Below are 24,332 nucleotides of genomic sequence, written 5' to 3'. Positions count from 1 at the left end.
GCGCTAGCCCCTCTCTTTGCGGTATTTGGCTCTGCCCTGCTCGAACAGGTCATTTCCATAAATATCATTGGCCACAATGGCCGGGAAATTATCCACCGTTAACATCCGTACCGCCTCCGGGCCCAGGTCATCATAGGCAACAACCGAAGCCTTCTTAATCGACTGGGCGATCAGAGCACCGGCACCACCGGTGGCAATCAGGTAAACCGCCTTGTATTTCTGCATCGCCTCTCTAACCTCTGAAGAGCGGCCTCCCTTGCCAATCATCGCCTTCACACCGGAGGACAGCAGACGTGGCGCATAGATGTCCATACGACCGCTGGTGGTGGGGCCGGCGGAACCGATGGTGCGACCCGGCCTCGCTGGTGAAGGCCCGGTGTAATAGATGGTCTGCCCCCTCAAGGGAAAGGGAAGCTCTTCCCTCTTCTTAAGTGCCTGAACGAGCCGCTTGTGGGCAGCGTCACGCGCCGTGTAAAGGGTTCCGGAAATCAGCACCGGCGTGCCTGCGGTCAGCTCCTTTATCGTTTTTCGGTCGAGAGGCGAGGTTATATGCACCGCTTCCATCTACAGTCTGGCCTCCTTGTGGCGCGCGGAATGACATTGAAAGTTTATGGCTACCGGGAGGCTGGCGATATGTGTCGGTCGGGCCTCGGCATGTACCGCCAGTGCCGTTGTGGTGCCGCCCACGCCCATAGGACCGATTCCCAGGTCATTGATGCGAGACAACAGTTCCTCCTCCAGCGCCGCGATTTCCGGGTCTGGATTCGGCTGGCCAATGGGACGCAGCAGGGCTTTTTTAGCCAGCAGCATGGCAGCTTCAGAGGTAGCACCGATGCCAAGGCCAATAATCAGTGGCGGGCAAGGATTGGCCCCGGCCTCATCAACTGTCCTGACGACAAAATCAATAATACCCTCCCGGCCATCGCCCGGCCGCAGCATGGCCAGACGACTCATGTTCTCGGAACCGGCTCCCTTGGGCAGGCAGATAATCCTGATATGGTCTCCCGGCACAATCTCGGTATGAATGACGGGTGGCGTATTGTCCTTGGTATTTTTCCTCTCGGAAAATGGCTGGCTGACCATGGATTTGCGCAGATATCCTTGCGTGTAACCCTGGCTCACTCCCTCACCCACCGCCGTTTCAAGGTCACCACCGACCACGTGTGTGTCCTGCCCCACTTCAAGGAAGATAACAGTGCTGCCGCAGTCCTGGCATAAGGGGAGGTTCTTAGCCTCAGCCACGCGGGCATTTTCAATCAACTGATGCAGTATCTCTTTGCCCTGGGGAGACTGTTCGCTCTCCTGTGCACGTTTCAATACCGCCAGGACGCTCTCATCAAGCTCAGAGTTGGCGCGCTGGCAGAGCTGGGCAACGGTATCGGTGATGTCCTTAGTCTTAATTTCCCTTAGCTTCTCGGCTATCAGTGTCACCCCCTTTAGCTTGCCGCCAGTTTCTCAATCACCGCGTCGGCTACCTGTGAAGTGCCGACCACGGACGCACCATCAGGCCTCATATCATAGGTAACGCTTTTACCCTCGGCGATAACATCGGCAATGGCTTTTTCCAGCCTATCAGCGGCGCTTTTCTCGCCAAGGTAATGCAGCATCATAACGCCGGAGAGCATCAACGCCATCGGGTTCACCTTATTCTGCCCGGCGTATTTAGGGGCACTGCCATGGGTCGGCTCAAAAACAGCGATTTCATCGCCGATGTTGGCACCGGGCGCAACGCCCAGTCCACCCACCAGCCCGGCGCAGAGGTCGGACAGGATGTCGCCGTACAGGTTCGGCGCCACGATGACATCAAACTGCCGCGGGTTCTTCACCAGCTGCATAGTCATATTATCAACCAGCCGGTCCTCAAATTCAATACCCTGAAACTCCTGGGCTACTTCCCGGGCGACTTTGAGGAACAACCCGTCGGAAAATTTCAGGATATTGGCCTTGCTGATAGCGGTAACCTTTTTCCTTGCGTAAGCTCGCGCATATTCAAAGGCAAAGCGGACAATGCGTCGGCTTCCGGTTTCCGAGATAACCTTCAGGCTGATGCCGGAGTCTTCGCTGACAATGCCTCTCTTTGCCTGTGCGGTGAGCTTAATCAGTTCAACCGCTTCCGGTGTGCCCTGTTCAAATTCAATGCCGGCATAAAGGTCTTCCGTGTTTTCCCTGATGACCACCAGGTCAACATCTTTATAGGGAGAGGGCACACCGGGGTAGGTCTTGCAGGGGCGGACGCAGGCGTAAAGGTCAAGCGCCTTACGCAGGGCAACGTTCACGCTGCGGAAGCCCGAGCCAACCGGCGTGGTTATCGGCCCTTTCAAAGCCACTTTATTTTTCCTTATCGACTCCAGCACGGAATCGGGTAGCGGTGTTCCATATTTATCAATTATGTCGGCGCCGGCTTCAGCCACGTCCCACTGAAAGGCAACGCCGGTAGCTTCCAGCACCCGTTTCGTTGCCTCGGTGACCTCCGGGCCGATGCCATCGCCGGGAATAAGGGTAACGTTATAGGCCATTCGAAATTATCTCCTTCGATTACAGCTTCAAATCGCCGTGCTTCTTGATATAAGGAATGAGCCCGCCCTCATCGAGGATACGGAGCATTACCTTCGGGATTTTACCAATGGTGAGCTTCTGCCCATTGGTGATATCTCTTATCGTGCCTGCGGAAAGGTCGATTTCCAGTTCGTCGCCATCATCGATGCTGTCGGTGTCACAGATCAGCACCGGCAACCCCAGATTGATGGCATTGCGGAAAAAGATACGGGCTACAGATTTGGCCAGTATGGCTCTGACCCCTGCCATCTTGATGACCAGCGGGGCATGTTCACGGCTGGAGCCAAGGCCAAAATTGTTGCCTGCCACGATGAAATCCCCTTGCTTAACCCGTGAAACGAAGGTCGGGTCAGCATCTTCCAGAACATGCTTGGCCAGCTCGTCGAGATTGCTCCTGAGGGATGCATACCGACCGGGGATGATATGGTCGGTGGAGATGCCGTCGCCGAATTTGAAGGCCTTCCCTCTGAGCACTTACATTACCTCCCTGGGGTCGGTGATTTCCCCGGCCAGTGCCGTTGCCGCCGCCGTGGCCGGGCTGCCGAGGTAGACAAAGGCTTTCGGATTGCCCATCCTGCCTTTGAAATTGCGATTTGAGGTGGAGAGGCATGCCTCCCCATCGCCCAGCACTCCCTGGTGCAGACCGAGGCATGGCCCGCAACCCGGGGGCAGAACCGTCGCTCCAGCTTCAACCAGAGCCTGAAGGTAGCCCTTCTCAAGAGATTCAAGAAATATCTGCCGCGATGCCGGGGCGATAATCAATCTGGTGTCCGGATGATGTTTTTGACCTTTCAATATGCCAGCGGCGATTTCCAGGTCTTCCAGTCGTCCATTGGTGCAAGTGCCAATAAAGACCTGCTGAATTTTCGTCCCCTTTAACTCACGGGCCAATGCCACGTTGTCCACGGTGTGCGGTCGAGCTACGGTGGGCTCCAGAGTATCGAGGTCAATTCTTATCGTCTGCTCGTATGCAGCGTCTGCATCGGGGAAGACAGGCTGGTAATCCGCACCGCGCCCCTGCGCCATCAGGTAATCTCTGGTTATATCGTCAGACGGGAAGATACCGACCTTGGCTCCCGCCTCCACGGCCATGTTGGCGACGGTGAAACGCTGCGACATCGACATTTCTTTTATCCCGTCACCACCGAATTCCAGCGCTTTGTAAGTTGCGCCATCGGCACCGACCTGCCCGATGAGATGGAGAACGAGGTCTTTTGCCGAGACTCCTTTCTGAAAGTGCCCGTTGACCGTAATCTGTATGCTCTCCGGGACGCGGAACCAGGTCTTCCCCAGGCCCATGGCCACAGCCACGTCGGATGAGCCCATGCCGGTGGCAAAGGCACCCAGTCCGCCCGCGGTCACCGTATGCGAGTCAGAGGCAACTATAATATCGCCCGGCCGGGCCAGGGACTCAGCTACAAGCTGGTGGCAGACGCCTTCACCAATGTCAGATATCATCGCTCCGGTCTCACCGGCAAACCGGCGCAGCACCAGATGGTCGTTTGAGAGCGTATGCGTCGGGCTGGGAACGGCATGGTCGATGAACACTGCCGTCCTGTCCGGTCTGGCCAGCTTCTTCAGCCCGCTCTCACGGAACCGCCGGACGGTAAGCGGCCCGGTGGTGTCCTGAATAAATACCAGGTCAACCTGGGCAATAACTATGTCTCCGGCTCGAGCATCGTTGCCCGATTTAACGCTCAATATTTTCTCGGCTAATGTCTTACCCATTGAAAAGCTGGAGGCTCCTTGAACCCACTACTGGTGTGAGTACAAAAGTTACAGCGGGATATTGCCGTGCTTTCTCGGCGGGCGGATTTCCTCTTTATGGCGCAGCGCCTCAAGCGCCGCGATTATCTCGGGGCGGGTATCGCGCGGGCGGATAACGGCATTGATATAGCCCATGCTGGCCGCAATGTACGGGTTATAGAAATGCTGACGGTATTCCTCTATCTTCTCTTTCTCTTTGGCGGCGGGGTCAGGGGCATCCTTGATTTCCTGACGATGGATAATCGCCGCCGCACCCTCCGCCCCCATAACGGCTATCTCCGCCCTGGGCCAGGCCAGGGTATAGTCGGCTCCAAGGCTCTGGCTACACATGGCAATGTATGCCCCGCCGTATGCTTTACGCGTTATCAAGGTTATCTTGGGAACGGTGGCCTCGGAGTAGCACCATAGCATCTTGGCACCATGCCGGATAATACCTCCCCATTCCTGATGGCTCCCGGGCAGATACCCCGGGACATCGACAATGGTCAGCAGGGGAATGTTAAAGGCATCGCAGAAGCGGATAAAACGCGCCGCCTTGTCCGAGGTATTGATGTCCAGACATCCTGCCAGGTGGCTCGGCTGGCTGGCGATAATGCCGATGACATGCCCGTTCATTCGGGCAAAGCAGGTGATGATGTTCATGGCATAATGCCGGTATGGCTCACAGAACTCACCGTCATCCACGATGGAGCGGATGACCGCCTTCATATCATATACTTTGCTCGCTTCAGGCGGTATGATTGCATCCAGCGCCGGGTCGGCACGGTCAGGTTTATCTTTAGGAGTTATGTCAGGTGGTTTCTCTTCATAGCTCGATGGCAGATAGCTGAGCAGCCCTTTAATCTCTTCAATGCACTGCCGGTCATTATCACAGGCAAACTGGGCCACGCCGCTTTTCGTATTGTGGGTCATGGCACCGCCCAGTTCCTCATCGCTTATCTCCTCGCTGGTAGCCGCCTTCACCACCTGGGGGCCGGTGATATACATGTGGCTCGTCTTCTTCACCATGAAGACGAAGTCGGTCATTGCCGGCGAGTAGACTGCCCCACCCGCCGCCGGTCCCATGACGGCTGATATCTGCGGGATGACGCCTGAAGCGCAGGTGTTGCGGAAAAAAATGTTGCCGTAGCCATCCAGAGCGTTGACGCCTTCCTGGATACGCGCCCCACCGCTGTCAATCAGACCGACCGTGGGACACTTTATCTTCATCGCCAGGTCCATGACCTTGCATATCTTTTTGGCCTGCATTTCACCGAGTGTGCCGCCCCGGCTGGTGAAGTCCTGAGCATAGGCACACACGGTACGACCATTCACCTGGCCGTACCCGGTAACCACGCCATCAGCCGGAATGGAAAGCTCGCCCATGCCGAAATCGGTGCAGCGGTGTTTCACAAATAAGTCCAGCTCGTGGAAAGTGCCTTGGTCGAAAAGAAGGTCAAGTCGTTCCCGCGCCGTCAATTTACCGGAGTTATGCTGTTGCTGGATGCGCTTTTCGCCGCCACCGGCTTTTATTTCCGCCTCCAGTTGGGACAGTTTCTCCAGTTCCTCGCTCATGCTGCGTTACCTCCGACCGCAAATAATAATACCACAATGCTTCAACCCCGCCAAATCGCTTTTTCGAAAGTTTATGGGTCCACCTCACCCCCTTTATCCCCCTCTCCTCAAGGAGAGGGGGCAGATTTTAAAAAAGAGGGGCTTCGCCCCTCTTAAACACCCCGATATTATGCTTTCCCGGTTTAATAAGTACTTCTCAATATCTTAAAAGGTAGGTTTCGCACCTCTAGGACTCCCTTCAACGTTTGTTCCCAGCCATTACTTTGCTAAGTGCCGGGAAGATGCTAGAATAATAATCGAAATTTCATTATTTTTCTCACCTGTAAGGTAAGCAGTTTGGAATCGAGAAGTTCAACCATAAGCGCTACCCGCATTGGCAGCACCGAGTTTCGCTGGGGCGAGCGCACCTACGTCATGGGCATCTGCAACCTCAGCCCTGATTCTTTTTCCGGGGACGGCCTCGGCAGCGATATCGAGGCGACTCTGGCACAGGCCCAGCGTATGGTGGAAGAAGGGGCCGATATCATTGACATCGGCGGAGAGTCCACCCGCCCCGGAATAGAGCTGCGTTCCATAGATGACGTCGATGACGAACTGCGACTGGTCATCCCTGCCATAGAAAGGCTGGCCGGTGAAATACCGGTGCCCATCAGCATCGATACCTACAGGTATGGCGTGGCCAGCCGGGCACTCAGGACCGGAGCATCGATGATTAACGACATCTGGGCATTGAAACGCGACCCCAGGTTGGCACAGCTGGCCGCCGAACACAGCGTGCCCATCATCCTGATGAGCAACCAGCGGGAAGCGCCTGCCGATGACATCATGCCCACCATCATCTCTGACTTAAAAAGGGCCACCCAGCTGGCAACCGAGGCTGGAGTGCCCGAATATAATATCATCGTTGACCCCGGTATCGGCTTTGGCAAGAGTCTGGAACAAAACCTGGAAATTGTCCGCAGATTGTCTGAACTCAAAGAGCTGGGTAAACCGGTTCTCCTGGGCAGTTCCCGCAAGTCGATGATTGGCCTCGTGCTGGACCTGTCCACCGACCAGCGCCTCGAAGGCACTGCGGCTACGGTAGCAATCGGCATCGCCAACGGCGCTGACATCGTTAGAGTGCACGACGTAAAGCAGATGGTTCGCGTCTGCCGGATGAGCGACGCTATTATCAGAAGGAGGACATCACGTGACTGAAGCAGTAACGGTATATCTCGGCCTCGGCTCAAACCTGGGAGACCGTCAGGCCAATCTGGATAGGGCGCTGGAGTTCTTATCGCAACGTCTGCGCATGGGAAAGGTCTCATCCATTTACGATACCGAGCCGCTGGGGGAGAGCAACCAGCCCCGGTTTCTCAACCTGGTGTGCCAGGCGTTTACCCGACTGGAACCCGAGGCATTGCTGGCGCTGGCCAAGGGAATTGAACGCAAGCTGGGCAGGGTCGGGAAATCAGGTAAACCACGCACCATAGACATCGATATTCTCCTCCACGGAGACCAGGTCGTTGACACCCCGGAGCTGGTTATTCCCCACCCCAAAATGACAGAAAGGGCATTTGTGCTTATCCCTCTGGACGAAATCGCCTCCGATATCGTTCATCCGGTAGCGGGTAAGACGGTGCGAGAACTGCTCCAGAATGTTACCGAAAAACAGGGAGTACTCAAGCTGGAGTAAAAGGATTCAGGCATGTATGAAATAGCCGTTGAAAGCCATTTTGACGCCGCCCATTTCCTGCGGGGTTATCGCGGCAAGTGCGAAGCGCTGCACGGGCATCGCTTTCGCGTGGTGGCCAGGGTAAGCGCCGACAAGCTTGACGACGCCGGCATGGCCTATGACTTCACCGAACTGAAAAAACACCTGAATGACATACTGGGCAAGTATGACCATACCTGCCTCAACGACGTGCCACCATTTGATAAGATAAACCCCTCCTCCGAGCACCTGGCCACGACAATCCACGGTGAACTCACAAAAAAGCTGGCCGGGGAAAAAGTCTCCATCTCCAGCATCGAGGTCTGGGAATCGCCCCAGAGCTGGGCAACCTATCGGCCTGACTAATCGCGCTGGTCCGGTGGCAGCAGGTTGGGGATGGTGTCCACGATCGGGTAGCCCACCTTGCATTTGTCACAGTGCAGCGAGCCGCTGACTATCTCCTCTTTATTTTCCTCTTCGACAGCCAGCTTCAGTTCCCCCTTGCATACCGGGCAGACCAGAATGTCCATAAGCTCTCTTTTCATAGTCCTGATTATATCACGATTTCGATTCACTTTTTAACCTGCTTCCAGGATTGTAGTGCAAATCCTTCTCGCGACTTTTTTGACAAATAAAATCGGCCTGTGCTAACATACCAGCGGTTTACCACATTTTGAAAAAAGGATAAAGAAAGAATTATGAGAATGAACCTGACCAAGGTGAAAATCCAGGCCGGCGAAACCACCTACGGTGTATTCGTCAATGTTTCCAACCCTTCCCTTGTCGAAATTGTCGGCCATCTTGGCTTTGATTTTGCCCTCATCGATGCCGAGCATGGTCCCATGGGCCTGGAATCCTGCGAGCAGATGATTCGGGCCGCCGACGCGGTTAACATCACGCCGCTGGTTCGCATTGCCATGAACATCCAGCAGAACATCCTCCGCTTTCTTGATATGGGTGCCCTGGGCGTGCAGTTGCCGCTGCTCAACAACAAGGCAGACGTGGAAAATGTGGTGCGCTCGGTCAAATACCGGCCGGAAGGCAGGAGAGGGCTGGCCGGCGTCAGGGCCAACAGCTGGGGACTGGCCGGGCCGCTGGGCGAGTATGTTCAGGAGGCAAATCGCGAGACGCTGGTTATCGTCCAGATAGAAACCATGGAGGCAGTGGAAAACCTGAAGGAGATGCTGACCGTTCCCAACATCGATGTCGTATTCATCGGCCCAAATGACCTGTCCCAGGCAATGGGGTATCCGGGTCAGATGAAGCACCCTGAAGTACAGGGTTTAATCGACCGCCTGGTTAAAGAGATTCACGCTGCCGGCAAGGCCACCGGCACCGTGGCCTATGACGCTGAAACGTTAAAACTGCGCAAGGAACAGGGTTTCAAGTTCATCGTTTACAATATTGTGGCGATGATTGTGAAATCGGGTCGCGAATATCTGCAGCTGGCACGGGAACAATCGTAATACACAACATTCCACATATTAGCTGAGTAGAGAGTCGGGAAAGGTATGGAACCGAGCGTGGCTGGGACCAACATCAAAGACCAGACAACCATAAAGGTCAGCGTTGAAGTATTGTCGTGGTTGAAGGAGGACTTCAATCATGAAGGCTGGGACAAGCTGATTTTCGACCAGGAAATTGCCCGTAGCTCATCGATAATGGATTTGCTGCAACAGCTTGGCAAGAAATACCCGAAGTTCAACCAGAAGGCCTTCGCCGATTCAAAAAATAATCTGCTTGACTACTGTGCCGTGGTTTTCAACGGCACGTTTTTATCCTCGCTTCAGAACCTCGATACCAAACTGAAAGAAGGCGATAGTGTTAAACTAACCCCCGGCTTTTACGGGGGGTAAAAGGAGGAGTGCAAAATATGAACGGTTCCACGGGCAAAGTGTTGAGAGTTGATATGACTCAGGGTAAACTGTGGGACGAAGCTCTGGACGAAGCTACGCTCCGCAAATACCTCGGTGGGACAGGGCTTGGCACCAAGTACCTGATGGAAGAGGTGGGCCCCAAAATCGACTGGTCGGACCCGAAAAACATTTTCTTCCTCGGCTCAGGTATTCTCGGTGGCAGCCGGGTTCCCGGCTGCGCCACTATTTCCGTTGTAACCAAGGGGGCTTTGACCAATGGTGCCACCTCCACGCAGGCAAATGGTAATTTCGGCGCTTACCTCAAATGGTGCGGCTACGACGCCATCGTCGTTCAGGGTTCTTCACCCACCTGGAAATACCTCTACCTGCACGAAGGTGGCGCTGAACTCAGGGACGCCAGCAAACTGGTTGGCAAGGATACCTGGGAAACGGAAGACGCCATCAAAGCAGAACTGGGCTACAAAGAAAGAGGAATGAGTGTCTTCAGCATCGGCCCGGCGGGCGAGAACATGGTGCGGTTCTCCGGCATATTCGGAGACCGAGGTCACTGCGCCGGTCACAACGGCGTCGGTGCCGTGCTGGGTTCGAAAAAGCTCAAGGCATTTGCCGCCGCCCGCGCCACCAATAAGCTGCAGTTTGCCGATTCGCAGAAGCTGGGCGAACTCGCCAAAAAGACCACTGAAGGCGCTAAAAACTTCGGCGGCGGCGGCGTATTCAACTGGGGCACCAGCCGGGTGCTGCCTACCGCGGAAGCCGCTGGCTGGCTGCCGGTTAAGAATTACCAGACCAACGTCTTCCCGGAGAAAGACCTCTTTGATGGCCAGCGTGTACGTCCTCTCTTCCAGAGCCAGAACTATCCCTGCTTTGGCTGTGCGTCCCACCATTACGAACTCATGACCGTCACCGAGGGCCCGTGTAAGGGATTTTTCGGTAAAGAGCCTGAGTATGAGCAGTGGGCCGCCTGGGGACCTCAAATCGGGCAGCCAGACCCCGGAGCTGCCGTGATGCTCAGCAACGTGTGCGACCGCCTTGGCTTTGAATGCAATGAGGCGAGCTGGGTCGTCGGCTGGGTTATGGAATGCTACCAGAAGGGCGCTTTGAAAAAAGAGAACCTCGATGGCCTGGAAATGACCTGGGGTAACGTTGAGGCAACCCGCGCTCTGCTGGAAAACATTGCCAATCGCCGTGGCTACGGCGATACACTTGCCGAAGGTGTAAAGCGCGCCGCCGAGAAAATGGGCGGTGAGGCGTACAACTGGGCTATCTTCACCGGCAAAGGCAATTCGCCGAGAGGTCATGACCACCGCGCACGCTGGGTGGAAATGCTGGACACCACCATTTCCGATACCGGCACGCTTCAGACCCAGATGCTGGTGGTGAACAAAGACCTGTGGAAGATGCCCAACCCGATGGAGGTGTTTAATCCCAACCATGTGGTACAGGCAGAGGCAAATTCCACCGGCTCTATGACCATCAGTGACTGCCTTGTCCAGTGCTGGTTTACCAGCTTCAACGATACGGAAACACAGGTCGAGGCCATCAATGCCGCCACCGGCTGGAATATCAGCCTGGAAGAGGTAATGAAAATCGGAAGACGGATAGTCACCTTGCTTCGCATCTACAACCTCAAGTGCGGACTGACACCGGATAAGGAGACGACGTCACCGAGGTATGGCTCGCAGTGTGTGGATGGACCGAACACGGATAAGCCCGTCGCCCCTCACTGGGAAAAAATGGTTGACCAGTACTACAAAATGATGGGCTGGGATAGAAAAACCGGCATGCCACTGCCCGGGACTTTGAAGGAACTGGGCATTGAAGACCTGGCAAAATAATAAAATATTGATTAAAGGAGGATAGTGCAGAATGAAAATCGACCCTGAACTGTGCATCGTGTGCGAAGTCTGTCTGCCCTACTGCCCGATGGAAGCCATCAGCGTCAAGGATGACATGGCCGTCATCGATGATGACGAGTGCGTTGACTGCAACGTCTGCCTCAAGTCCGGCTGCTGTCCCGTGGACGCCTTTGTCTTCGAGGAGGCTCCCTGGCCACGCTCGGTGCGCAACGTGTTCTCCGACCCGAGAAAGGAGCACAAGGGAACCAAGGTCGCCGGACGCGGCACCGAGGAGATGAAAACGAACGACGTTACCGGCCGATTCCAGCGCGGCTGGGTCGGCATGGGCTGCGAGTTCGGCCGACCGGGCATCGGCACCTATTTCCGCGATGTGGACAAGGTGGCCCAGGTACTGGCCAAGCACGGCGTTGAATTCGAGCCCAAGAACCCGGTTACCATCCTGATGGACGACCCCAAGACCGGCAAAATCAATAAAGACGTGCTCAACGAAAAGGTGCTCTCCGCCATCATCGAGTGTCTCTATCCCATCGAGAAGCTTGAAGAAATCATGAACGCCCTGAAAGAGGTGTCCAAAGAGATAGACACCGTCTTCAGCTGCGAGGTCATCAACCGCGCCGACCCCGATGGTTCTTATCCATTGCGCAAGAAGCTCGATGCGATGGGAATCCCCTACTACATCAACGGAAAACAGAATGTTGGCCTGGGTCGACCAGTAGCCGATGTATAAGGAGAAGATTAATGACACATAGTTTACATAGACGTGGTACCACGGAGAATTTAAGTGGAGATTACGTCATGCTCTGCCTGACAGCCATTGGCTTTAACGATGAGAACCATGATCCCAAATTGGCGGAGTTCCTGCGCATCGCCCTGCGCCACGACCCGGTGAACATCGGCGCCATCAGCCACGGGAACATGTATAGCAGTTCCAAGGAAGAGGTGGTTGATAACGCCCATGGTATTGTCCACGCTGTCTTTGTCAAACAGGACCAGGTTATTGATACGCTAAAGGACCTGGAAAAAGCGGGGCTGGGAATGTCGGTGGTGGTGAGCGGCATCTTCGAGAAGGTTGATGAGTGCCTGGATAAAGCCGGCCTCAAACACCACACCGCCAACTTCTCCCTGGGCATCTGGGGCAAGACGGAGAAACTGCCCGGCAATGACATCCTCGAAATCCACACGATGTGCGGACACGCCATGATATCCGCCAACCTGATTAAATCCATGGCGGACGAGGTAAAAACGGGTCGGAAGACGGCCGATGACGCAGCCAAGGTCCTGGCACCGCAGTGTGCCTGTGGTATCTTCAACCCGGACCGGGCCGCCAAACTGCTGACAGCCATGGCCAAGAAGTAGCGGTCTGCGCTCGTAACAGGAGAATAGTGCAGCATAGGTACTACCCATTGTATAATGGGTAGTACTGTATTCAGGCACCCTGCCTTTATCTAAAAAGAAAGCCAGTGACACCTACATTACACCGGCGTGGTACAGCGGAGAGCCTGAGCACAGGGAGCAGTGGCGGGAATGGAACTGACCGAGATTGAATTACCCTGCGGGGAATGTACGATAACGGCGAGGATACCGACCAAGAATATTGCCTGTGTTCTCACCAAGCCGGATGCCAGGGGTCTAGCCGATGAAAGAGAAGCCATCCTTCAGAGCCTGCGTTCGCCGATAGAGTCACCACCGCTGCGCAACCTGATTAAACCGAGCGATAAGGTGGTGGTTATCGCCACAGACAATACCAGGCCCTGCCCCGATGACCGCATCCTGCCTCCACTGCTCACCGAGCTGGAAAGCGTGGTTCCGCGCCAGAACATCACCATAATGATTGCCCTCGGCCTGCACCCGCCATTGAACAAGGCGGAACTGTCAAAAAAACTGGGCGCAGATATCGTGGCCAACTACAATGTCGTCAACCACGATGTGAACGATACCGTCTATATTGGCACCACTTCACGGGGTACCCCTGTGGATATAAACCGCCGCGTCATCGAGGCCGATTTCCGCATCAGCACCGGCTTTATCGAGCCGCACTTCTTCGCCGGCTTTTCCGGGGGGCGGAAGAGCATCGCTCCGGGGGTGTTCAGCGTCCGTTCCGCCTACCACAACCACGGCTACCAGATGATAGAGCACCCGAAGGTCCGGGCTGGTATCTTGCATGGAAATCCAATCCATGAAGATATGATAGAGCAGGCACAGATGGCCAAGCTCAACTTCATCGTTAATGTGCTGCTCAACAAGCAAAATGAGATTACGCACGTCGTGGCCGGCCACCCGTTCCAGGCACATGAGAAGGGCTGCCAGATAGAGAGGAAAATCGCGGGCGTCAAAGTATCCCAGAGGGCGGACATCACCATAACCACCAACGGCGGGGCGCCGCTTGACCTCGACCTGTACCAGACCTGCAAGGGCATTAACACCGCGGCGCAGGTCACCCGCGACGGCGGCATAATAATCGTGGCTTCATTATGCAGCGCCGGCATCGGCCCGGAAGCGTTTCTGGAACTGCACCGCTCGGTTGATTCCCCCAAAGAAGTGATCAGGAAGATAAAGCGGGAGGAGCCCATCGGCGTCCAGTGGGAAAACCAGATTCTGGCCCGCACTCAGTTAAAACACGATATCTATCTGGTCTCAAGCCTGGATGAGCGCACCGTCCGCGATATGATGATGACACCGGCCAGCACGGTCGAGGAAGGCCTGGAAAAAGCCTTTTCCATCCTGGGTGATGATGCCGAAATCATCGTCATTCCGGAAGGCCCCCTCGTCCTCCCTATACTGGGAGAGTGAGCGTTTTCCTTGACGCAGTCTGGGGGCTGTGTTATAGTGAGGCTAGAGTCCCCTACTAAAATACCTCATCAGAGTTAAGGTATGAGCCGGATGCCAAGAACCGAGGCCACAGGCCAGCTATCAGATATAATTGCTACGGTTCATCCCGTTGTTCATATCTTCACCAAAATCCCTCTTCCATTCAATTACCGAAAGGAGTAGCCGTTATGAAAGATAACCTGCATTCTTATATGAAGGTCGGTATAGTACAGTTGATGGCCTATCCGGAGACGGATACGGTTGAGTCCATCAAAAAGCTCGCCGAAGATGCATTTTTCGGCGCCATTGAGATTGCCTCGATACCGGAGGAGATTAAAGACGAGGTAATGCAAATACTGGGGGCAAGCCACCTCGTCGTCGGCTATGTTGGCCAGCCGCTGCTTCTGAATAACAAGCTTGACCTCAACAGTATGGTACCGCAGCAGCGAGAGGCCGCCATCTCCGCAATCAAAGGCGGCGTGGATGAGGCATACCTGCTCGGTGCCAAACGGCTTGCCGTGCTCAGCGGTCCGGCACCGGCCAAAGAGAAGTACGGCCAGGCAAAGGAATTACTGGTCGACTCACTTTCCCAGATCTGCAATTACGCGCGGAGCAAGGGTGACCTCGGCATTACGATGGAGATATTCGACCGTGAATACGACAAAAAGTGCCTCATTGGACCCACGGGAGAGGCAGTTCAGGTAGCCAGAGAGGTAAAACGGCACTATTCGAACTTTGGCCTGATGATAGACCTGAGCCACCTGCCGCTGCTCAAGGAGACGTCTGACTATGCAGTTAAAACGGCGGCGGACTACTTGACACACGTACATATCGGTAACTGCATATTGAAAGACAAGAGCCACCCTGCTTACGGAGACAAACACCCTCCGTTCGGACTGGCCGTCGGTGAAAATGACGTTGAAGAAGTCAGGCTGTTCTTAAAGGCCCTGATGGACATCGGGTACATTGGCGAGGGCAAGCAGAACGTGGTCGCTTTTGAGGTCAAGCCGCTGCCCGGGCAAAGCCCCGATGTGGTGGTGGCCAATGCCAAACGTACCCTTATGGAGGCATGGGCCAGGCTGTAGCCAGATGACTCAGGATACCCTCCCGGGCCGTAGCAACACTGTTTATTCCATTTAATAGCGTGTACGGGATTGAGGAGGACTGGACTTGATAGCAAAGAGCATTATCAAAGACCTGACCAAAATCCTAGGCAAGGAAAATATCCTGGCCGACCTTAAAGACCTGCTCGCCTATTCCTATGATGCCACCATGAGGCAGGAAATGCCGGACGTTATCGTCTTTCCTCGCAGTACGGAGCAGGTCTCGGCAATAATGAAGCTGGCCCACCGGGAAAAGATACCGGTGGTGCCCCGTGGTGCCGGCACCAATCTATCTGGCGGTACCATACCGCTTAAAGGCGGCATCATCCTTGAAACCAGCCGCATGAACCGAATTCTGGAAATCAACACCGCCAACCGCAGGGCAGTGGTTGAACCCGGTGTGGTCAACCTCGATTTACAGAATGCCCTGGCACCGCTGGGCTATTTTTACCCACCCGACCCGGCCAGCCAGAAAAGCTCCACCATGGGTGGCAACATCGGTGAGAACGCCGGCGGACCGATGTGCCTCCGTTACGGGGTAACTTCCAAATACGTTTACGGTATGGAGATAGTCCTTGCCGATGGTGAGGTTATCAATGTCGGCGATTACGTTGAAGATTTCCCGGGCTACGATTTGAGAGGCCTGTTCATCGGCTCCGAAGGGATGCTAGGCGTGGCCACCAAGCTAATCCTGCATATCATCCCCAAGCCGGAAGCATCGCGAACCATGCTGGCCATCTTCGACCGCCTTGAAGATACAAGTCAGGCCGTCTCCGATATCATCGGCGCCGGCATCGTGCCTGGAGCCATTGAGCTGCTGGACCAGAAAATGTGCCAGGTCATCGAGCAGAGCGTGAGCGCCGGCTATCCCACCGATGCCGCCGGTATGCTCCTGATTGAAGTAGCCGGACTGGCTGATACCATAGAGAAACAGGTGCAGGAGATATCACAGTTCTGCCAGAAAAACAAAGTGCGTGAACTGCGCATCGCCCAGACCAACGCCGAACGCGACGCCCTCTGGAAGGGACGCCGCGGCGCATTCGGGTCGGTGGCCAGAATCTGCCCCCCCTATATAGTGTGCGATGGTACCGTCCCTCGGAACAAGCTGCCGGAAGCGCTCCATAAAGTGGGCGAGATTTCCGAGAAATACAAAGTACTCATCGTCAACGTGGCGCACGCCGGCGACGGTAACCTTCATCCCCTGATTTTATTTGATGCCACCAATCCGGAAGAACATAAAGCGGCGAAAAAAGCCGGCGAAGATATCCTTGATGCCTGTATCGCCATGGGTGGCACCATATCCGGTGAGCACGGCATCGGTCTGGAGAAAATAGGCGCCATGCGGCATATGTTCGACCCGGCAGATATCGCCGCCATGCGCAAGGTAAAGGATGTCTTCGACCCCGATGACATTCTTAATCCGGGGAAGATGTTCCCGTCAGAGACGGAAGCACCGCTATCGGAAAAAGAAGGGGTAGCCCATTAATGGAGGATACCGTTTTACAGGAAAAACAGGTTTTCTATCAGAAGCTCGGTGAAATAACTGGTGCCGAAAATGTACTGACCGGAGAAAAGGCAACCGCACCCTACACAGTTGACGGTATCTCTCCCCAAGCCGTCGTCTATCCAGCCTCAACCGGGCAGGTAGCGGATATAATAAAGGCGGCCAATGAATCACGCACAATACTTGTACCGTGGGGAGGTGGCTCCAAACAATACATCGGGCCGTGCCTGGAAGCAGCCGATACTGTGCTCTGCCTGAAAAACATGAAACGGGTCGTGGAGCTTGAAGCCAGCAATTTCACAACACAGGTACAGGCCGGCATGGTTAATGACGAGTTGCAGAAGCAACTGGCGGAAAAGAACCTCTTTTTCCCCCTTGACCCATTTTATATAGAAAGTTCGACTATCGGTGGAGAAATCGCCACCAATGCCAACGGGCCGCGACGAATCTTGTATGGGGCCGTTCGCGACCTTGTTCTCGGGGTTACCGTTGTCACCCCTACCGGCGATATCATCCATACCGGCGGGAAGACGATGAAGAACGTGGCCGGCATGGACCTGTGCCGGATGTACATCGGCTCCTGGGGCACGCTGGGCATCATTACCGAGGCTGTGCTGAGACTTTTCCCTCTCCCCGAAGTGAGCACAGGGATTTATATAACCTTCCCCGGTCCTGAGGATGCTTTCCGCGTCGTCGGCCAGCTCCTGAATTCACCCCTAACGCCCAGCGCCATTGAACTTGTTGATTCGGTAGCAGGGCGCAATGTGGCAGAAACCGCAGGCTCAAGCCTCAGTGACGATGAGGTATTTTTAATTGTCAACGCTGAAGGAACGAAGGGTGACGTCGAGCGGCACCGGAAGGATATTACCTCCCTCGCCAAGGCTAACAAGGCGAAATCTATTATGACGCTAGAAGAAGAAAAAGCGTCTGGCGCCTGGAAAGCGTACCGTGGTATCCACAGGGCAATGCTTGGTGCCAGTTCATCAGCCCTTCAGGGCAAGGCCTCGGTACCCATCAGCAAGTTAGGAGACATGGTGCAGCGGGTGAAGAAAGTAAGCACCAGCCAGGGCGTGGAAATCGGCGTGACGGCCCACTGCGGCAACGGAATACTATACACTTACCTGGCTGACGAGCATGAGAAACTGGTACGCATTACAGGCGAACTTAAGCAGGCGGCAGCCAGCCTGGGCGGGTTTTTCCTCATCGAGGTGGCACCGCTTTCGGTCAGGAAAGAGGTGGCCATTCTGCCACCACGCGATGACTATCAAATAATGCGACACCTTAAAACCGGGTTCGACCCGAACAATATTCTGAACCCGGGTCGATTGGCAGGAGGCTTGCACTGATTATGCCAACCGTGGCCGAGGAACTAGAAGAAGTATTAAAGCTGTGCAACAAATGCGGGCTCTGCCTGGCGGGCTGCCCTATCTATAAAATCACCGGCATAGAATGGACCAATGCCAGAGGGCGTGTGGCGCTGCTCCGCAACGCCTTTCTTGATAAGAAGGTGGAGCTCAGCGACCTGAAGGACCCGATTTACAACTGCCTGACCTGTAACGGCTGCACGGAGCACTGCCCGCCTGCAGTACCGACGGGAGAAATCATCTTCAGAGCCAGGCAGGAGCTACTCAGACAGAAAGGACAATCCTGGATACAGCGTATGCTGTTCCATAAACTGCTGCCCAACCCGGAAATGCTTCATAAGGCCACAAAGCTCCTCAGGCTGGCCGACGTTACCGGCCTTCGTACCCTGGCGAGGAAAACCGGCCTTACCAGACTGGTCGGTGACGCTGGAAAGGCAGAGGCCATGGTGCCTAAAGTGCCCGCCAGCGAAGGGCTGGAAGCCATAAAGCGTATGGTGAAAAAAATCGACAGGCCTAAATACCACGCCGCTTATTTCGTTGGCTGTTACGCGCCCAATTTCGCCCCGGAAAAAGCCGCGGCGACGATTCGCGTGCTCAATAAAAACCGGGTGGAAGTCGCCGTGCCCGACTTTGCCTGCTGTGGCCTGCCCGCCGCCGGTTACGGGGATATGGAATCGGCCCGGGACCTGGCCAGGAAAAACATAGATATAGCCAGCAAAATGAAAGTTGATGCCATAGTTACTCCCTGTGCCAGCTGCAGCTCCTTCTTAAAAGACTATGCCAAACTGCTGGCTGACGATTCAGAATGGGCGGAGAAGGCCAAGGGATTTGCCGGCAAAGTCAGGGATATCAGCGAATTCCTGGTTGACATCGGCCTGAGCACCGAAATGGGCGAGCTCAAAAGAAAGGTCACCTTCCATGACCCCTGCCACCTCGCCCACCACCAGAAAATAAAGGACCAGCCACGCACCATATTGAAGAGCATTCCCGGTGTTGAGTTTGTGGAGATGGGTGAGGCAGACATGTGCTGTGGTGCTGCCGGGAGCTACGCCTTTAAAAACTACGATTTATCCCAGAAAGTGCTGGAACGAAAGATGGGTAACGTTGCCAGGACCGGCGCCGATACCCTGGTCTCAAGCTGTCCCGCCTGTATCATGCAGCTTTCCTGCGGCGTGGGCCAGCAGAAGCTGCCGGTATCTGTCCTTGAAATCGTGGAACTGCTTGACGAGGCTTACCGGAATGCCAGAGGCAAAGATTGAACACAGCAAGCAGTTCTCTAGGAGCGATGCCATGAAGATAGTCATTGCCCCACAGGGATTCAAAGGAAACCTCACCGCTTTGGAAGTAGCCCGAGCCATTGAGGAAGGGGTTAAGCGCATCGTGCCGGATGCGGAAACGGTGCTGAAGCCGATGGCGGATGGCGGCGAGGGCACGGTGCAGGCACTGGTCGATGCCACCGGCGGCGAAATGATGACCACGGAGGTCACCGGACCGCTGCAGGAACGGGTGAACGCCCACTGGGGAATTTTGAGCGATAAGACCACCGCCGTGATTGAGATGGCTTCCGCTTCCGGCCTTCCGCTCGTGCCTCCGGAGAAGCGCAATCCATTAATTACCACTACCTACGGTACCGGCGAGCTGATTCGTGCTGCGCTTGACCACGGCTGTCAAAAGCTGATTATCGGCATCGGCGGCAGTGCCACCAACGACGGTGGCGCCGGCATGGCACAGGCGCTCGGTGCCAGACTCTTGGATGCCGAGGGTAAAGAACTCCCATTCGGCGGTGCAGCGCTGGCCAACCTGGAACGAATCGATATCTCCGCGATGGACCCGCGACTGGCCGACTTTGAGGTCACGCTCGCTTCCGATGTCAACAATCCGCTCTGCGGCCCGCGTGGAGCATCCGCCATCTACGGTCCACAAAAGGGCGCCACCCCCGATATGGTGAAGCAGCTTGATGCCGCGCTCTGGCATTACGCCGACGTGATTAAAAAAGGCCTTGATATCGACCTCAGGGAAGTGCCCGGGGCCGGGGCTGCCGGCGGGCTGGGACTGGGGCTGATGGTTTTTCTGAAAGCCAGGATGGTGCCGGGAATCGATGTTGTCATCAAGGCGACCAATCTGGTGGCCGACTTGAAAGGTGCCGAAATCGTCTTTACCGCCGAGGGCCGTATTGACTGCCAGTCGGCTATGGGTAAGGTGCCCACCGGCGTTGCTCTGGCCGCCAAAGAATTCGGCGCCATGGTTATCGCGCTGGCGGGAGAAGTAGCCGACGATTGCCGGGTGGTCTTCGACCAGGGAATCGATGCTGTGCTCAGCATCGCTCCCGGGCCCATCACACTTGACCAGTCCATGGAAAATGCCGAGAAACTGCTGGCCAATGCTGCGGAATGCGCCATGCGCTTCATCGCCTGTCAGACCAGACCGTAGATTTACCAAAAAACATCGGGGAGAGCAGAACCCTCCCTGATTATCAGGATTTTGTTTGCAGAGAAGTTGTCGGTTTGCTTCTGCCGGCGTATTTTTAGTAAAATGAGGTAGCCTCGGAGAGAAAGAAGTTTATAAATGTTAAATCTTCCTGTTCTGGTGCTGAACCAGAGTTTCGAACCGCTCACCATATGCCGGGCCAGGCGTGCCGTCGTCCTGATTTACCAGGGCAAGGCGGAGATGCTTGAGAACGGCGTCGGCTTTATCCACACCGTCAGCGATAGCTTTGAACTTCCTTCCGTGATACGCATCGCCCACATGGTGAAACGTCCTTACCGGCGGAAAAAACTGACCCGCTATGAGGTCTTCAACCGTGACAATTATTCCTGCCAGTACTGCGGCAAGGAAACCAAGCAGTTGACCCTGGACCATGTAATTCCTCGCTACCGAAGCGGACAGCACACCTGGGAAAATGTAGTCAGCGCCTGTGTTCCCTGTAATCGCCGCAAGGCAGGGAGAACTCCGCAAGAAGCCGGCATGAAATTAACCCGGAAACCAGCCTACCCCAGCGACAACCTTTTATTCAGCATCCCCTACCACTACCGCCAGAACAGACTGGAATGGCATAGATACCTGCCACAGTGAGTGCACTGACTAGTACGAGACATCACTGAGCGGCAATTCCACCGTTGCTTCGCTTTCCAGCTGCACCAGCACGGTTTCCTTCAGCAGGTTATTACCCACAACCGTCGCATCACCCATAGCCGTTGATACCTGCTGGCCCATCCTGGGCATTTTCTCCTTCATGGTGCGATACTGTTCATTCTCATAGCTCAGGCAGCACATCAGACGGCCGCAGCAGCCGGAGATTTTCATCGGATTCAGCGGCAGGCCCTGGTCTTTCGCCATCCTGATGGAAACCGGGTCAAAATCGGTGATAAAGCTCATGCAACACAGCGGACGACCGCATCGACCAAAACCACCAATGAGCTTGGCCTCGTCTCTGGTACCAACCTGTCGCAGTTCCACTTTTACTTTGAACTGCCCGGTCAACCGGCGCACCAGCTCACGGAAATCCACTCTCTGCTCGGCGCTGAACAGGAAGGTGAGGCGACTGCCGTCAATGTTATATTCCGCCGAAAGGAGTTTCATCGGCAGCTGAAGCTCATCAATCATCTTCCCGCATTCAATGAGCGCTTCCTCAGCCTTGACCTCAAGCTCCTGAATACGTGAAACGTCCTCTGGCTCGGCTTTACGCGTTACCGGCTTGAAAGGCTCATTAACCTCGTTCGCCAGCACCTGTCGCGGCGCAATGACCACCTTCCCCAGCTCCATTCCGCGGCTCGTCTCCACGACAACATAGTCATTGACCTCAAGGTCCAGGTTCGCCGGGTCAAAGTAATAGACCTTTCCCGCCGTCTTGAATCGAATGCCAACAACCTTATCAGCCATTTTTCACCGTCTCCTTGCTACTCAGTTCTCCTCGATTGCCTTCCATCTTTCCCGGCATATCCAGCATCAGCACTTCCAGCACCAGTCGTGGATTGGCATTCAGCTTAAGTTGTCCTTTCGCAGCCCTGATACTGCCAAGACAATCTCTTATCTGTTCCATAGTATAATGCCCTGCCATTTCATTCAATATGCTCAACTGGTCAGTATTGACGACGTAATCCGGACAACCTACCTTCAGCAGCAGCAGGTCGCGCCACCAGTCCAGCCAGAGGTCGAGCCTCTCCTGCACCGCTGCCCTGTTCTGCACAAACTGAGCCGCCAACCGCGCCGCGTGGTCGAAGCGCTTCTCGGTGTCTGACCTGATAACCTCATACAAAAATTTCAGCTTTTCGGCCCGCTCCTGCAGTATCTGGTCATCAGAAACTGCCATGATTGCCCAGCCCAGACATCCTTTGGATAATCGGGAGAGGAGTTTAGCCCGCTGTGGCTCAACTCCCCATTGTTTTTGCAGTGCTTCCTCCATCTCGAGAGAAGGAAGTGGGATAAGTTCCAGACGCTGGCAGCGCGAGACCACTGTCTCCAGCAGGAGCTTTTCATTCGTGGCCAATAAAAGAAAAACCATCTTATCCGTGGGTTCCTCCAGAGTCTTCAAAAGGCAGTTCGCTGCCTCAACAGATAAAAGTTCAGCGTCCTCAATGATGAACACCTTGCATTTGCCCTCAAAAGGCGGCAGACTGGCCGAGTGCTGCATATCCCGCACCTGGTCAATGCTTATCAGTTTGGCTTCAGCAGCATCCCCATTCTGGGTCAGGCCGATTATCTGGACATCAGCATGGTTTCCGGAAGTCACCTTCTGGCAGGTCTGGCATTGCCCACAGGGTGTTTCCGGTGATTCGCAGTTCAGGGCCCGTGCCAGGTTAAGTGCCAGCGTCATCTTGCCCACGTGAGGCGGGCCCACCAGCAGATAGGCGTGAGCGAGGGCGCCCCGCTCCAGTCCACGTTGCAGAATGGATACCGCCCTATCCTGCCCCACTACCTGCCACATAAATAACTTACACCTTTCATACCAGGTCACACCGGAGCAAATCCTCATACGTTTCCCGTCGGCGGATAAGGCGTGCTTTACCACCATTTACCAGCACGATGGCCGGTTTCAATGAGACATTATAGTTGCTGCCCATCGCCAGACAGTAGGCGCCGCAATCGGGCACCGCCAGAATATCCCCCACTGCTATTTCGGGAAGGTCAATGTCCTTGATAAGGATATCACCGGATTCGCAGAACTTGCCGACAATGGTAACCTTCTTCGCTGCTTTATCGTTCATCTTGCTCGCCACCACAGCCTCGTACCGGGCGCCGTACAGAGCAGGGCGGATATTGTCCGCCATTCCGCCATCAACGGATACGTAACGTCTGACACCAGGTATGTCCTTGACGACCCCGACTTCATATAGCGCCACGCCGGCCCGCCCCACGATGGCTCTGCCCGGTTCGATGACCAGCTTCGGCAGGCCAAGACTGTGTTCCCGGCACTTCTCGTTTACTGTGGTAACAATCACTTCGGCATAGTCGGATACGGGCGGCGCGGGTGCATCGACCGTATACTGGACAGCAAAGCCGCCCCCGACATCGAGCTCCTGGAGTTCAAAACCATGTTTGGATTTCATCTCTGCAACCAAATCCATAATAACCCTGATGGCTTCCCGGTACGGCTCCACCTCGAATATCTGCGAGCCAAGATGAAAGTGCAGCCCTATCAGGTTCAAATTGGGTGCCGACATCGCCCTGGCCACCGCTTCACCAGCACTGGCGAGAGGGATGCCGAACTTGCTGTCCACAACGCCGGTGGAGATGTGTTTGTGCGTGTGCGGGTCAACGCCCGGCGTCAGCCGCAACAGGACATCAGGCGTGGCACCTCGCTGACCTGCAATTTCCGCCAGCGTATCAAGTTCCTGAAAATTGTCGATGACAATGCGTCCGACTTTATATTCCAGGGCCATACCCAGTTCCTCGGCGGACTTATTGTTGCCGTGGAAATAGACCTTTTCCATCGGGAAATCAACGGAACGGGCGATACTCAACTCTCCGCCGGAGACAACATCCAGCCCGAGCCCCTCTTCCTTGAATAGGAGCGCCAGCGCCCGGTTGACGAATGCCTTGCACGCGTAGACTATCGCCGTATCCTGATAGCGCCTGCCGAACTCGTCTCTGAACTCGGTGCACTTTCGACGCAAAGTTACCTCATCGAAAACATACAGAGGCGTGCCGAACTCTTCCGCCAGCGCCATAGTATCGCAGCCACCAATGACAAGGTGGCTTTTTTCGTTGACTTCGGCTGTCGGCGGAAATAGTACCAGTCCGGATTCATTTT

Annotated in this window: 25 protein-coding genes; 15 read left to right on the top strand and 10 right to left on the bottom strand. The window is 55.1% G+C overall.

The genetic code is table 11. The annotated features are described in order from the left end of the window. Positions 1-3: 3 nt before the first annotated feature. Genes KKD83_05085 through KKD83_05060 form a run of 6 tightly spaced genes read right to left on the bottom strand, consistent with a single transcriptional unit; the run spans position 4 to position 5,877 of the window. Positions 4-564: a Fe-S-containing hydro-lyase gene (locus tag KKD83_05085; protein ID MBU2535524.1), complete on the bottom strand. Its 561-nt coding sequence runs from the start codon at positions 562-564 to the stop codon at positions 4-6. Beyond that, positions 565-1,422 (bottom strand): fumarate hydratase, encoded by an 858-nt coding sequence (locus KKD83_05080; protein MBU2535523.1) that lies wholly within the window; start codon positions 1,420-1,422, stop codon positions 565-567. A gap of 14 nt (positions 1,423-1,436) precedes the next feature. Beyond that, entirely contained in the window at positions 1,437-2,516 is a 1,080-nt protein-coding gene (locus KKD83_05075; protein ID MBU2535522.1) for an isocitrate/isopropylmalate dehydrogenase family protein, read from the bottom strand. Positions 2,517-2,535: 19 nt separating this feature from the next. After that, the gene (locus KKD83_05070) at positions 2,536-3,030 is read right to left on the bottom strand and encodes a 3-isopropylmalate dehydratase small subunit (protein ID MBU2535521.1); all 495 of its coding nucleotides are present in this window, start codon (positions 3,028-3,030) and stop codon (positions 2,536-2,538) included. Next, complete coding sequence (locus KKD83_05065; GenBank protein ID MBU2535520.1) at positions 3,031-4,284, bottom strand: 3-isopropylmalate dehydratase large subunit; 1,254 nt, start codon at positions 4,282-4,284, stop codon at positions 3,031-3,033. Between the two features lie 48 nt (positions 4,285-4,332). Then, complete coding sequence (locus KKD83_05060) at positions 4,333-5,877, bottom strand: methylmalonyl-CoA carboxyltransferase (protein MBU2535519.1); 1,545 nt, start codon at positions 5,875-5,877, stop codon at positions 4,333-4,335. 414 nt (positions 5,878-6,291) lie between these two features. Between KKD83_05060 and folP the strand changes: the two genes are divergently transcribed. Genes folP through queD form a run of 3 tightly spaced genes read left to right on the top strand, consistent with a single transcriptional unit; the run spans position 6,292 to position 7,936 of the window. After that, positions 6,292-7,074 (top strand): dihydropteroate synthase, encoded by a 783-nt coding sequence (gene folP, locus KKD83_05055; GenBank protein MBU2535518.1) that lies wholly within the window; start codon positions 6,292-6,294, stop codon positions 7,072-7,074. After that, a complete protein-coding gene (gene folK / locus KKD83_05050) occupies positions 7,067-7,552 on the top strand; it encodes a 2-amino-4-hydroxy-6-hydroxymethyldihydropteridine diphosphokinase (GenBank protein MBU2535517.1) in 486 nt (161 codons plus the stop codon). The genes folP and folK overlap by 8 nt, the downstream gene beginning before the upstream one ends. Positions 7,553-7,564: 12 nt before the next feature. Next, the gene (gene queD / locus KKD83_05045) at positions 7,565-7,936 is read left to right on the top strand and encodes a 6-carboxytetrahydropterin synthase QueD (protein ID MBU2535516.1); all 372 of its coding nucleotides are present in this window, start codon (positions 7,565-7,567) and stop codon (positions 7,934-7,936) included. Here the strand turns inward: queD and KKD83_05040 are convergent. Further along, on the bottom strand, positions 7,933-8,115 hold the full coding sequence (locus tag KKD83_05040) for a methytransferase partner Trm112 (protein MBU2535515.1): 183 nt from the start codon (positions 8,113-8,115) through the stop codon (positions 7,933-7,935). The genes queD and KKD83_05040 overlap by 4 nt on opposite strands. A gap of 153 nt (positions 8,116-8,268) precedes the next feature. Here KKD83_05040 and KKD83_05035 point away from each other — a divergent pair, with 153 nt between their 5' ends. The 12 genes from KKD83_05035 (at position 8,269) to KKD83_04980 (ending at position 21,154) form a co-directional block, all read left to right on the top strand. Next, entirely contained in the window at positions 8,269-9,036 is a 768-nt protein-coding gene (locus tag KKD83_05035) for a hypothetical protein (GenBank protein ID MBU2535514.1), read from the top strand. Positions 9,037-9,081: 45 nt separating this feature from the next. Next, positions 9,082-9,426, top strand: coding sequence for a MoaD/ThiS family protein (locus tag KKD83_05030; GenBank protein ID MBU2535513.1), 345 nt, complete (start codon positions 9,082-9,084; stop codon positions 9,424-9,426). 17 nt (positions 9,427-9,443) lie between these two features. Further along, positions 9,444-11,282, top strand: coding sequence for a hypothetical protein (locus KKD83_05025; GenBank protein ID MBU2535512.1), 1,839 nt, complete (start codon positions 9,444-9,446; stop codon positions 11,280-11,282). A gap of 31 nt (positions 11,283-11,313) precedes the next feature. After that, positions 11,314-12,030, top strand: coding sequence for a 4Fe-4S binding protein (locus KKD83_05020; GenBank protein ID MBU2535511.1), 717 nt, complete (start codon positions 11,314-11,316; stop codon positions 12,028-12,030). 11 nt (positions 12,031-12,041) lie between these two features. Further along, a complete protein-coding gene (locus KKD83_05015; GenBank protein ID MBU2535510.1) occupies positions 12,042-12,659 on the top strand; it encodes a hypothetical protein in 618 nt (205 codons plus the stop codon). Between the two features lie 168 nt (positions 12,660-12,827). After that, a complete protein-coding gene (gene larA, locus KKD83_05010) occupies positions 12,828-14,093 on the top strand; it encodes a nickel-dependent lactate racemase (GenBank protein MBU2535509.1) in 1,266 nt (421 codons plus the stop codon). 206 nt (positions 14,094-14,299) lie between these two features. Further along, the gene (locus KKD83_05005; protein MBU2535508.1) at positions 14,300-15,196 is read left to right on the top strand and encodes a sugar phosphate isomerase/epimerase; all 897 of its coding nucleotides are present in this window, start codon (positions 14,300-14,302) and stop codon (positions 15,194-15,196) included. Between the two features lie 85 nt (positions 15,197-15,281). Further along, entirely contained in the window at positions 15,282-16,700 is a 1,419-nt protein-coding gene (locus KKD83_05000; GenBank protein MBU2535507.1) for an FAD-binding protein, read from the top strand. After that, positions 16,700-18,064 carry an FAD-binding oxidoreductase gene (locus KKD83_04995; GenBank protein MBU2535506.1) on the top strand — a complete coding sequence of 455 codons (1,365 nt, stop codon included), beginning with the start codon at positions 16,700-16,702 and terminating at the stop codon, positions 18,062-18,064. The genes KKD83_05000 and KKD83_04995 overlap by 1 nt, the downstream gene beginning before the upstream one ends. 2 nt (positions 18,065-18,066) lie before the next feature. After that, positions 18,067-19,341, top strand: a complete 1,275-nt coding sequence (locus KKD83_04990; protein ID MBU2535505.1) for a (Fe-S)-binding protein — start codon at positions 18,067-18,069, stop codon at positions 19,339-19,341. 31 nt (positions 19,342-19,372) lie between these two features. Next, the gene (locus tag KKD83_04985) at positions 19,373-20,512 is read left to right on the top strand and encodes a glycerate kinase (GenBank protein MBU2535504.1); all 1,140 of its coding nucleotides are present in this window, start codon (positions 19,373-19,375) and stop codon (positions 20,510-20,512) included. A 135-nt stretch (positions 20,513-20,647) separates the two neighbouring features. Then, positions 20,648-21,154, top strand: a complete 507-nt coding sequence (locus KKD83_04980) for an HNH endonuclease (protein ID MBU2535503.1) — start codon at positions 20,648-20,650, stop codon at positions 21,152-21,154. Between the two features lie 9 nt (positions 21,155-21,163). On the opposite strand, the gene KKD83_04975 is transcribed toward KKD83_04980, so the two are convergent. Genes KKD83_04975 through lysA form a run of 3 tightly spaced genes read right to left on the bottom strand, consistent with a single transcriptional unit; the run spans position 21,164 to position 24,249 of the window. Further along, on the bottom strand, positions 21,164-21,961 hold the full coding sequence (locus tag KKD83_04975; protein MBU2535502.1) for a stage 0 sporulation family protein: 798 nt from the start codon (positions 21,959-21,961) through the stop codon (positions 21,164-21,166). Then, positions 21,954-23,006: a DNA polymerase III subunit delta' gene (gene holB, locus KKD83_04970; protein ID MBU2535501.1), complete on the bottom strand. Its 1,053-nt coding sequence runs from the start codon at positions 23,004-23,006 to the stop codon at positions 21,954-21,956. Before holB ends, KKD83_04975 begins: the two co-directional genes overlap by 8 nt. Before the next feature lie 16 nt (positions 23,007-23,022). Then, the gene (gene lysA / locus KKD83_04965; protein MBU2535500.1) at positions 23,023-24,249 is read right to left on the bottom strand and encodes a diaminopimelate decarboxylase; all 1,227 of its coding nucleotides are present in this window, start codon (positions 24,247-24,249) and stop codon (positions 23,023-23,025) included. Between the last annotated feature and the right edge of the window lie 83 nt (positions 24,250-24,332).

It is taken from the genome of Chloroflexota bacterium, from assembly GCA_018829775.1.
Lineage (GTDB): Bacteria > Chloroflexota > Dehalococcoidia > Dehalococcoidales > RBG-16-60-22 > E44-bin89.
The sequence above is the reverse complement of the archived record's forward strand: the minus strand, read 5'-3'. Positions and strand labels throughout refer to the sequence as shown.

Bases quoted from the DNA above. Each gene is read 5' to 3' on its own strand.
- KKD83_05030 (MBU2535513.1), top strand. From the start codon at position 9,082: ATGGAACCGAGCGTGGCTGGGACCAACATCAAAGACCAGACAACCATA.
- KKD83_04975 (MBU2535502.1), bottom strand. From the start codon at position 21,961: ATGGCTGATAAGGTTGTTGGCATTCGATTCAAGACGGCGGGAAAGGTC.
- holB (MBU2535501.1), bottom strand. From the start codon at position 23,006: ATGTGGCAGGTAGTGGGGCAGGATAGGGCGGTATCCATTCTGCAACGT.
- KKD83_04985 (MBU2535504.1), top strand. From the start codon at position 19,373: ATGAAGATAGTCATTGCCCCACAGGGATTCAAAGGAAACCTCACCGCT.
- KKD83_05040 (MBU2535515.1), bottom strand. From the start codon at position 8,115: ATGAAAAGAGAGCTTATGGACATTCTGGTCTGCCCGGTATGCAAGGGG.
- KKD83_05075 (MBU2535522.1), bottom strand. From the start codon at position 2,516: ATGGCCTATAACGTTACCCTTATTCCCGGCGATGGCATCGGCCCGGAG.
- KKD83_04980 (MBU2535503.1), top strand. From the start codon at position 20,648: ATGTTAAATCTTCCTGTTCTGGTGCTGAACCAGAGTTTCGAACCGCTC.
- KKD83_05005 (MBU2535508.1), top strand. From the start codon at position 14,300: ATGAAAGATAACCTGCATTCTTATATGAAGGTCGGTATAGTACAGTTG.
- folP (MBU2535518.1), top strand. From the start codon at position 6,292: ATGGGCATCTGCAACCTCAGCCCTGATTCTTTTTCCGGGGACGGCCTC.
- KKD83_05015 (MBU2535510.1), top strand. From the start codon at position 12,042: ATGACACATAGTTTACATAGACGTGGTACCACGGAGAATTTAAGTGGA.
- KKD83_05065 (MBU2535520.1), bottom strand. From the start codon at position 4,284: ATGGGTAAGACATTAGCCGAGAAAATATTGAGCGTTAAATCGGGCAAC.
- lysA (MBU2535500.1), bottom strand. From the start codon at position 24,249: ATGGCGCTGGCGGAAGAGTTCGGCACGCCTCTGTATGTTTTCGATGAG.
- queD (MBU2535516.1), top strand. From the start codon at position 7,565: ATGTATGAAATAGCCGTTGAAAGCCATTTTGACGCCGCCCATTTCCTG.
- KKD83_04990 (MBU2535505.1), top strand. From the start codon at position 18,067: ATGCCAACCGTGGCCGAGGAACTAGAAGAAGTATTAAAGCTGTGCAAC.
- larA (MBU2535509.1), top strand. From the start codon at position 12,828: ATGGAACTGACCGAGATTGAATTACCCTGCGGGGAATGTACGATAACG.
- KKD83_05035 (MBU2535514.1), top strand. From the start codon at position 8,269: ATGAGAATGAACCTGACCAAGGTGAAAATCCAGGCCGGCGAAACCACC.
- KKD83_05020 (MBU2535511.1), top strand. From the start codon at position 11,314: ATGAAAATCGACCCTGAACTGTGCATCGTGTGCGAAGTCTGTCTGCCC.
- KKD83_05085 (MBU2535524.1), bottom strand. From the start codon at position 564: ATGGAAGCGGTGCATATAACCTCGCCTCTCGACCGAAAAACGATAAAG.
- KKD83_05060 (MBU2535519.1), bottom strand. From the start codon at position 5,877: ATGAGCGAGGAACTGGAGAAACTGTCCCAACTGGAGGCGGAAATAAAA.
- KKD83_04995 (MBU2535506.1), top strand. From the start codon at position 16,700: ATGGAGGATACCGTTTTACAGGAAAAACAGGTTTTCTATCAGAAGCTC.
- KKD83_05025 (MBU2535512.1), top strand. From the start codon at position 9,444: ATGAACGGTTCCACGGGCAAAGTGTTGAGAGTTGATATGACTCAGGGT.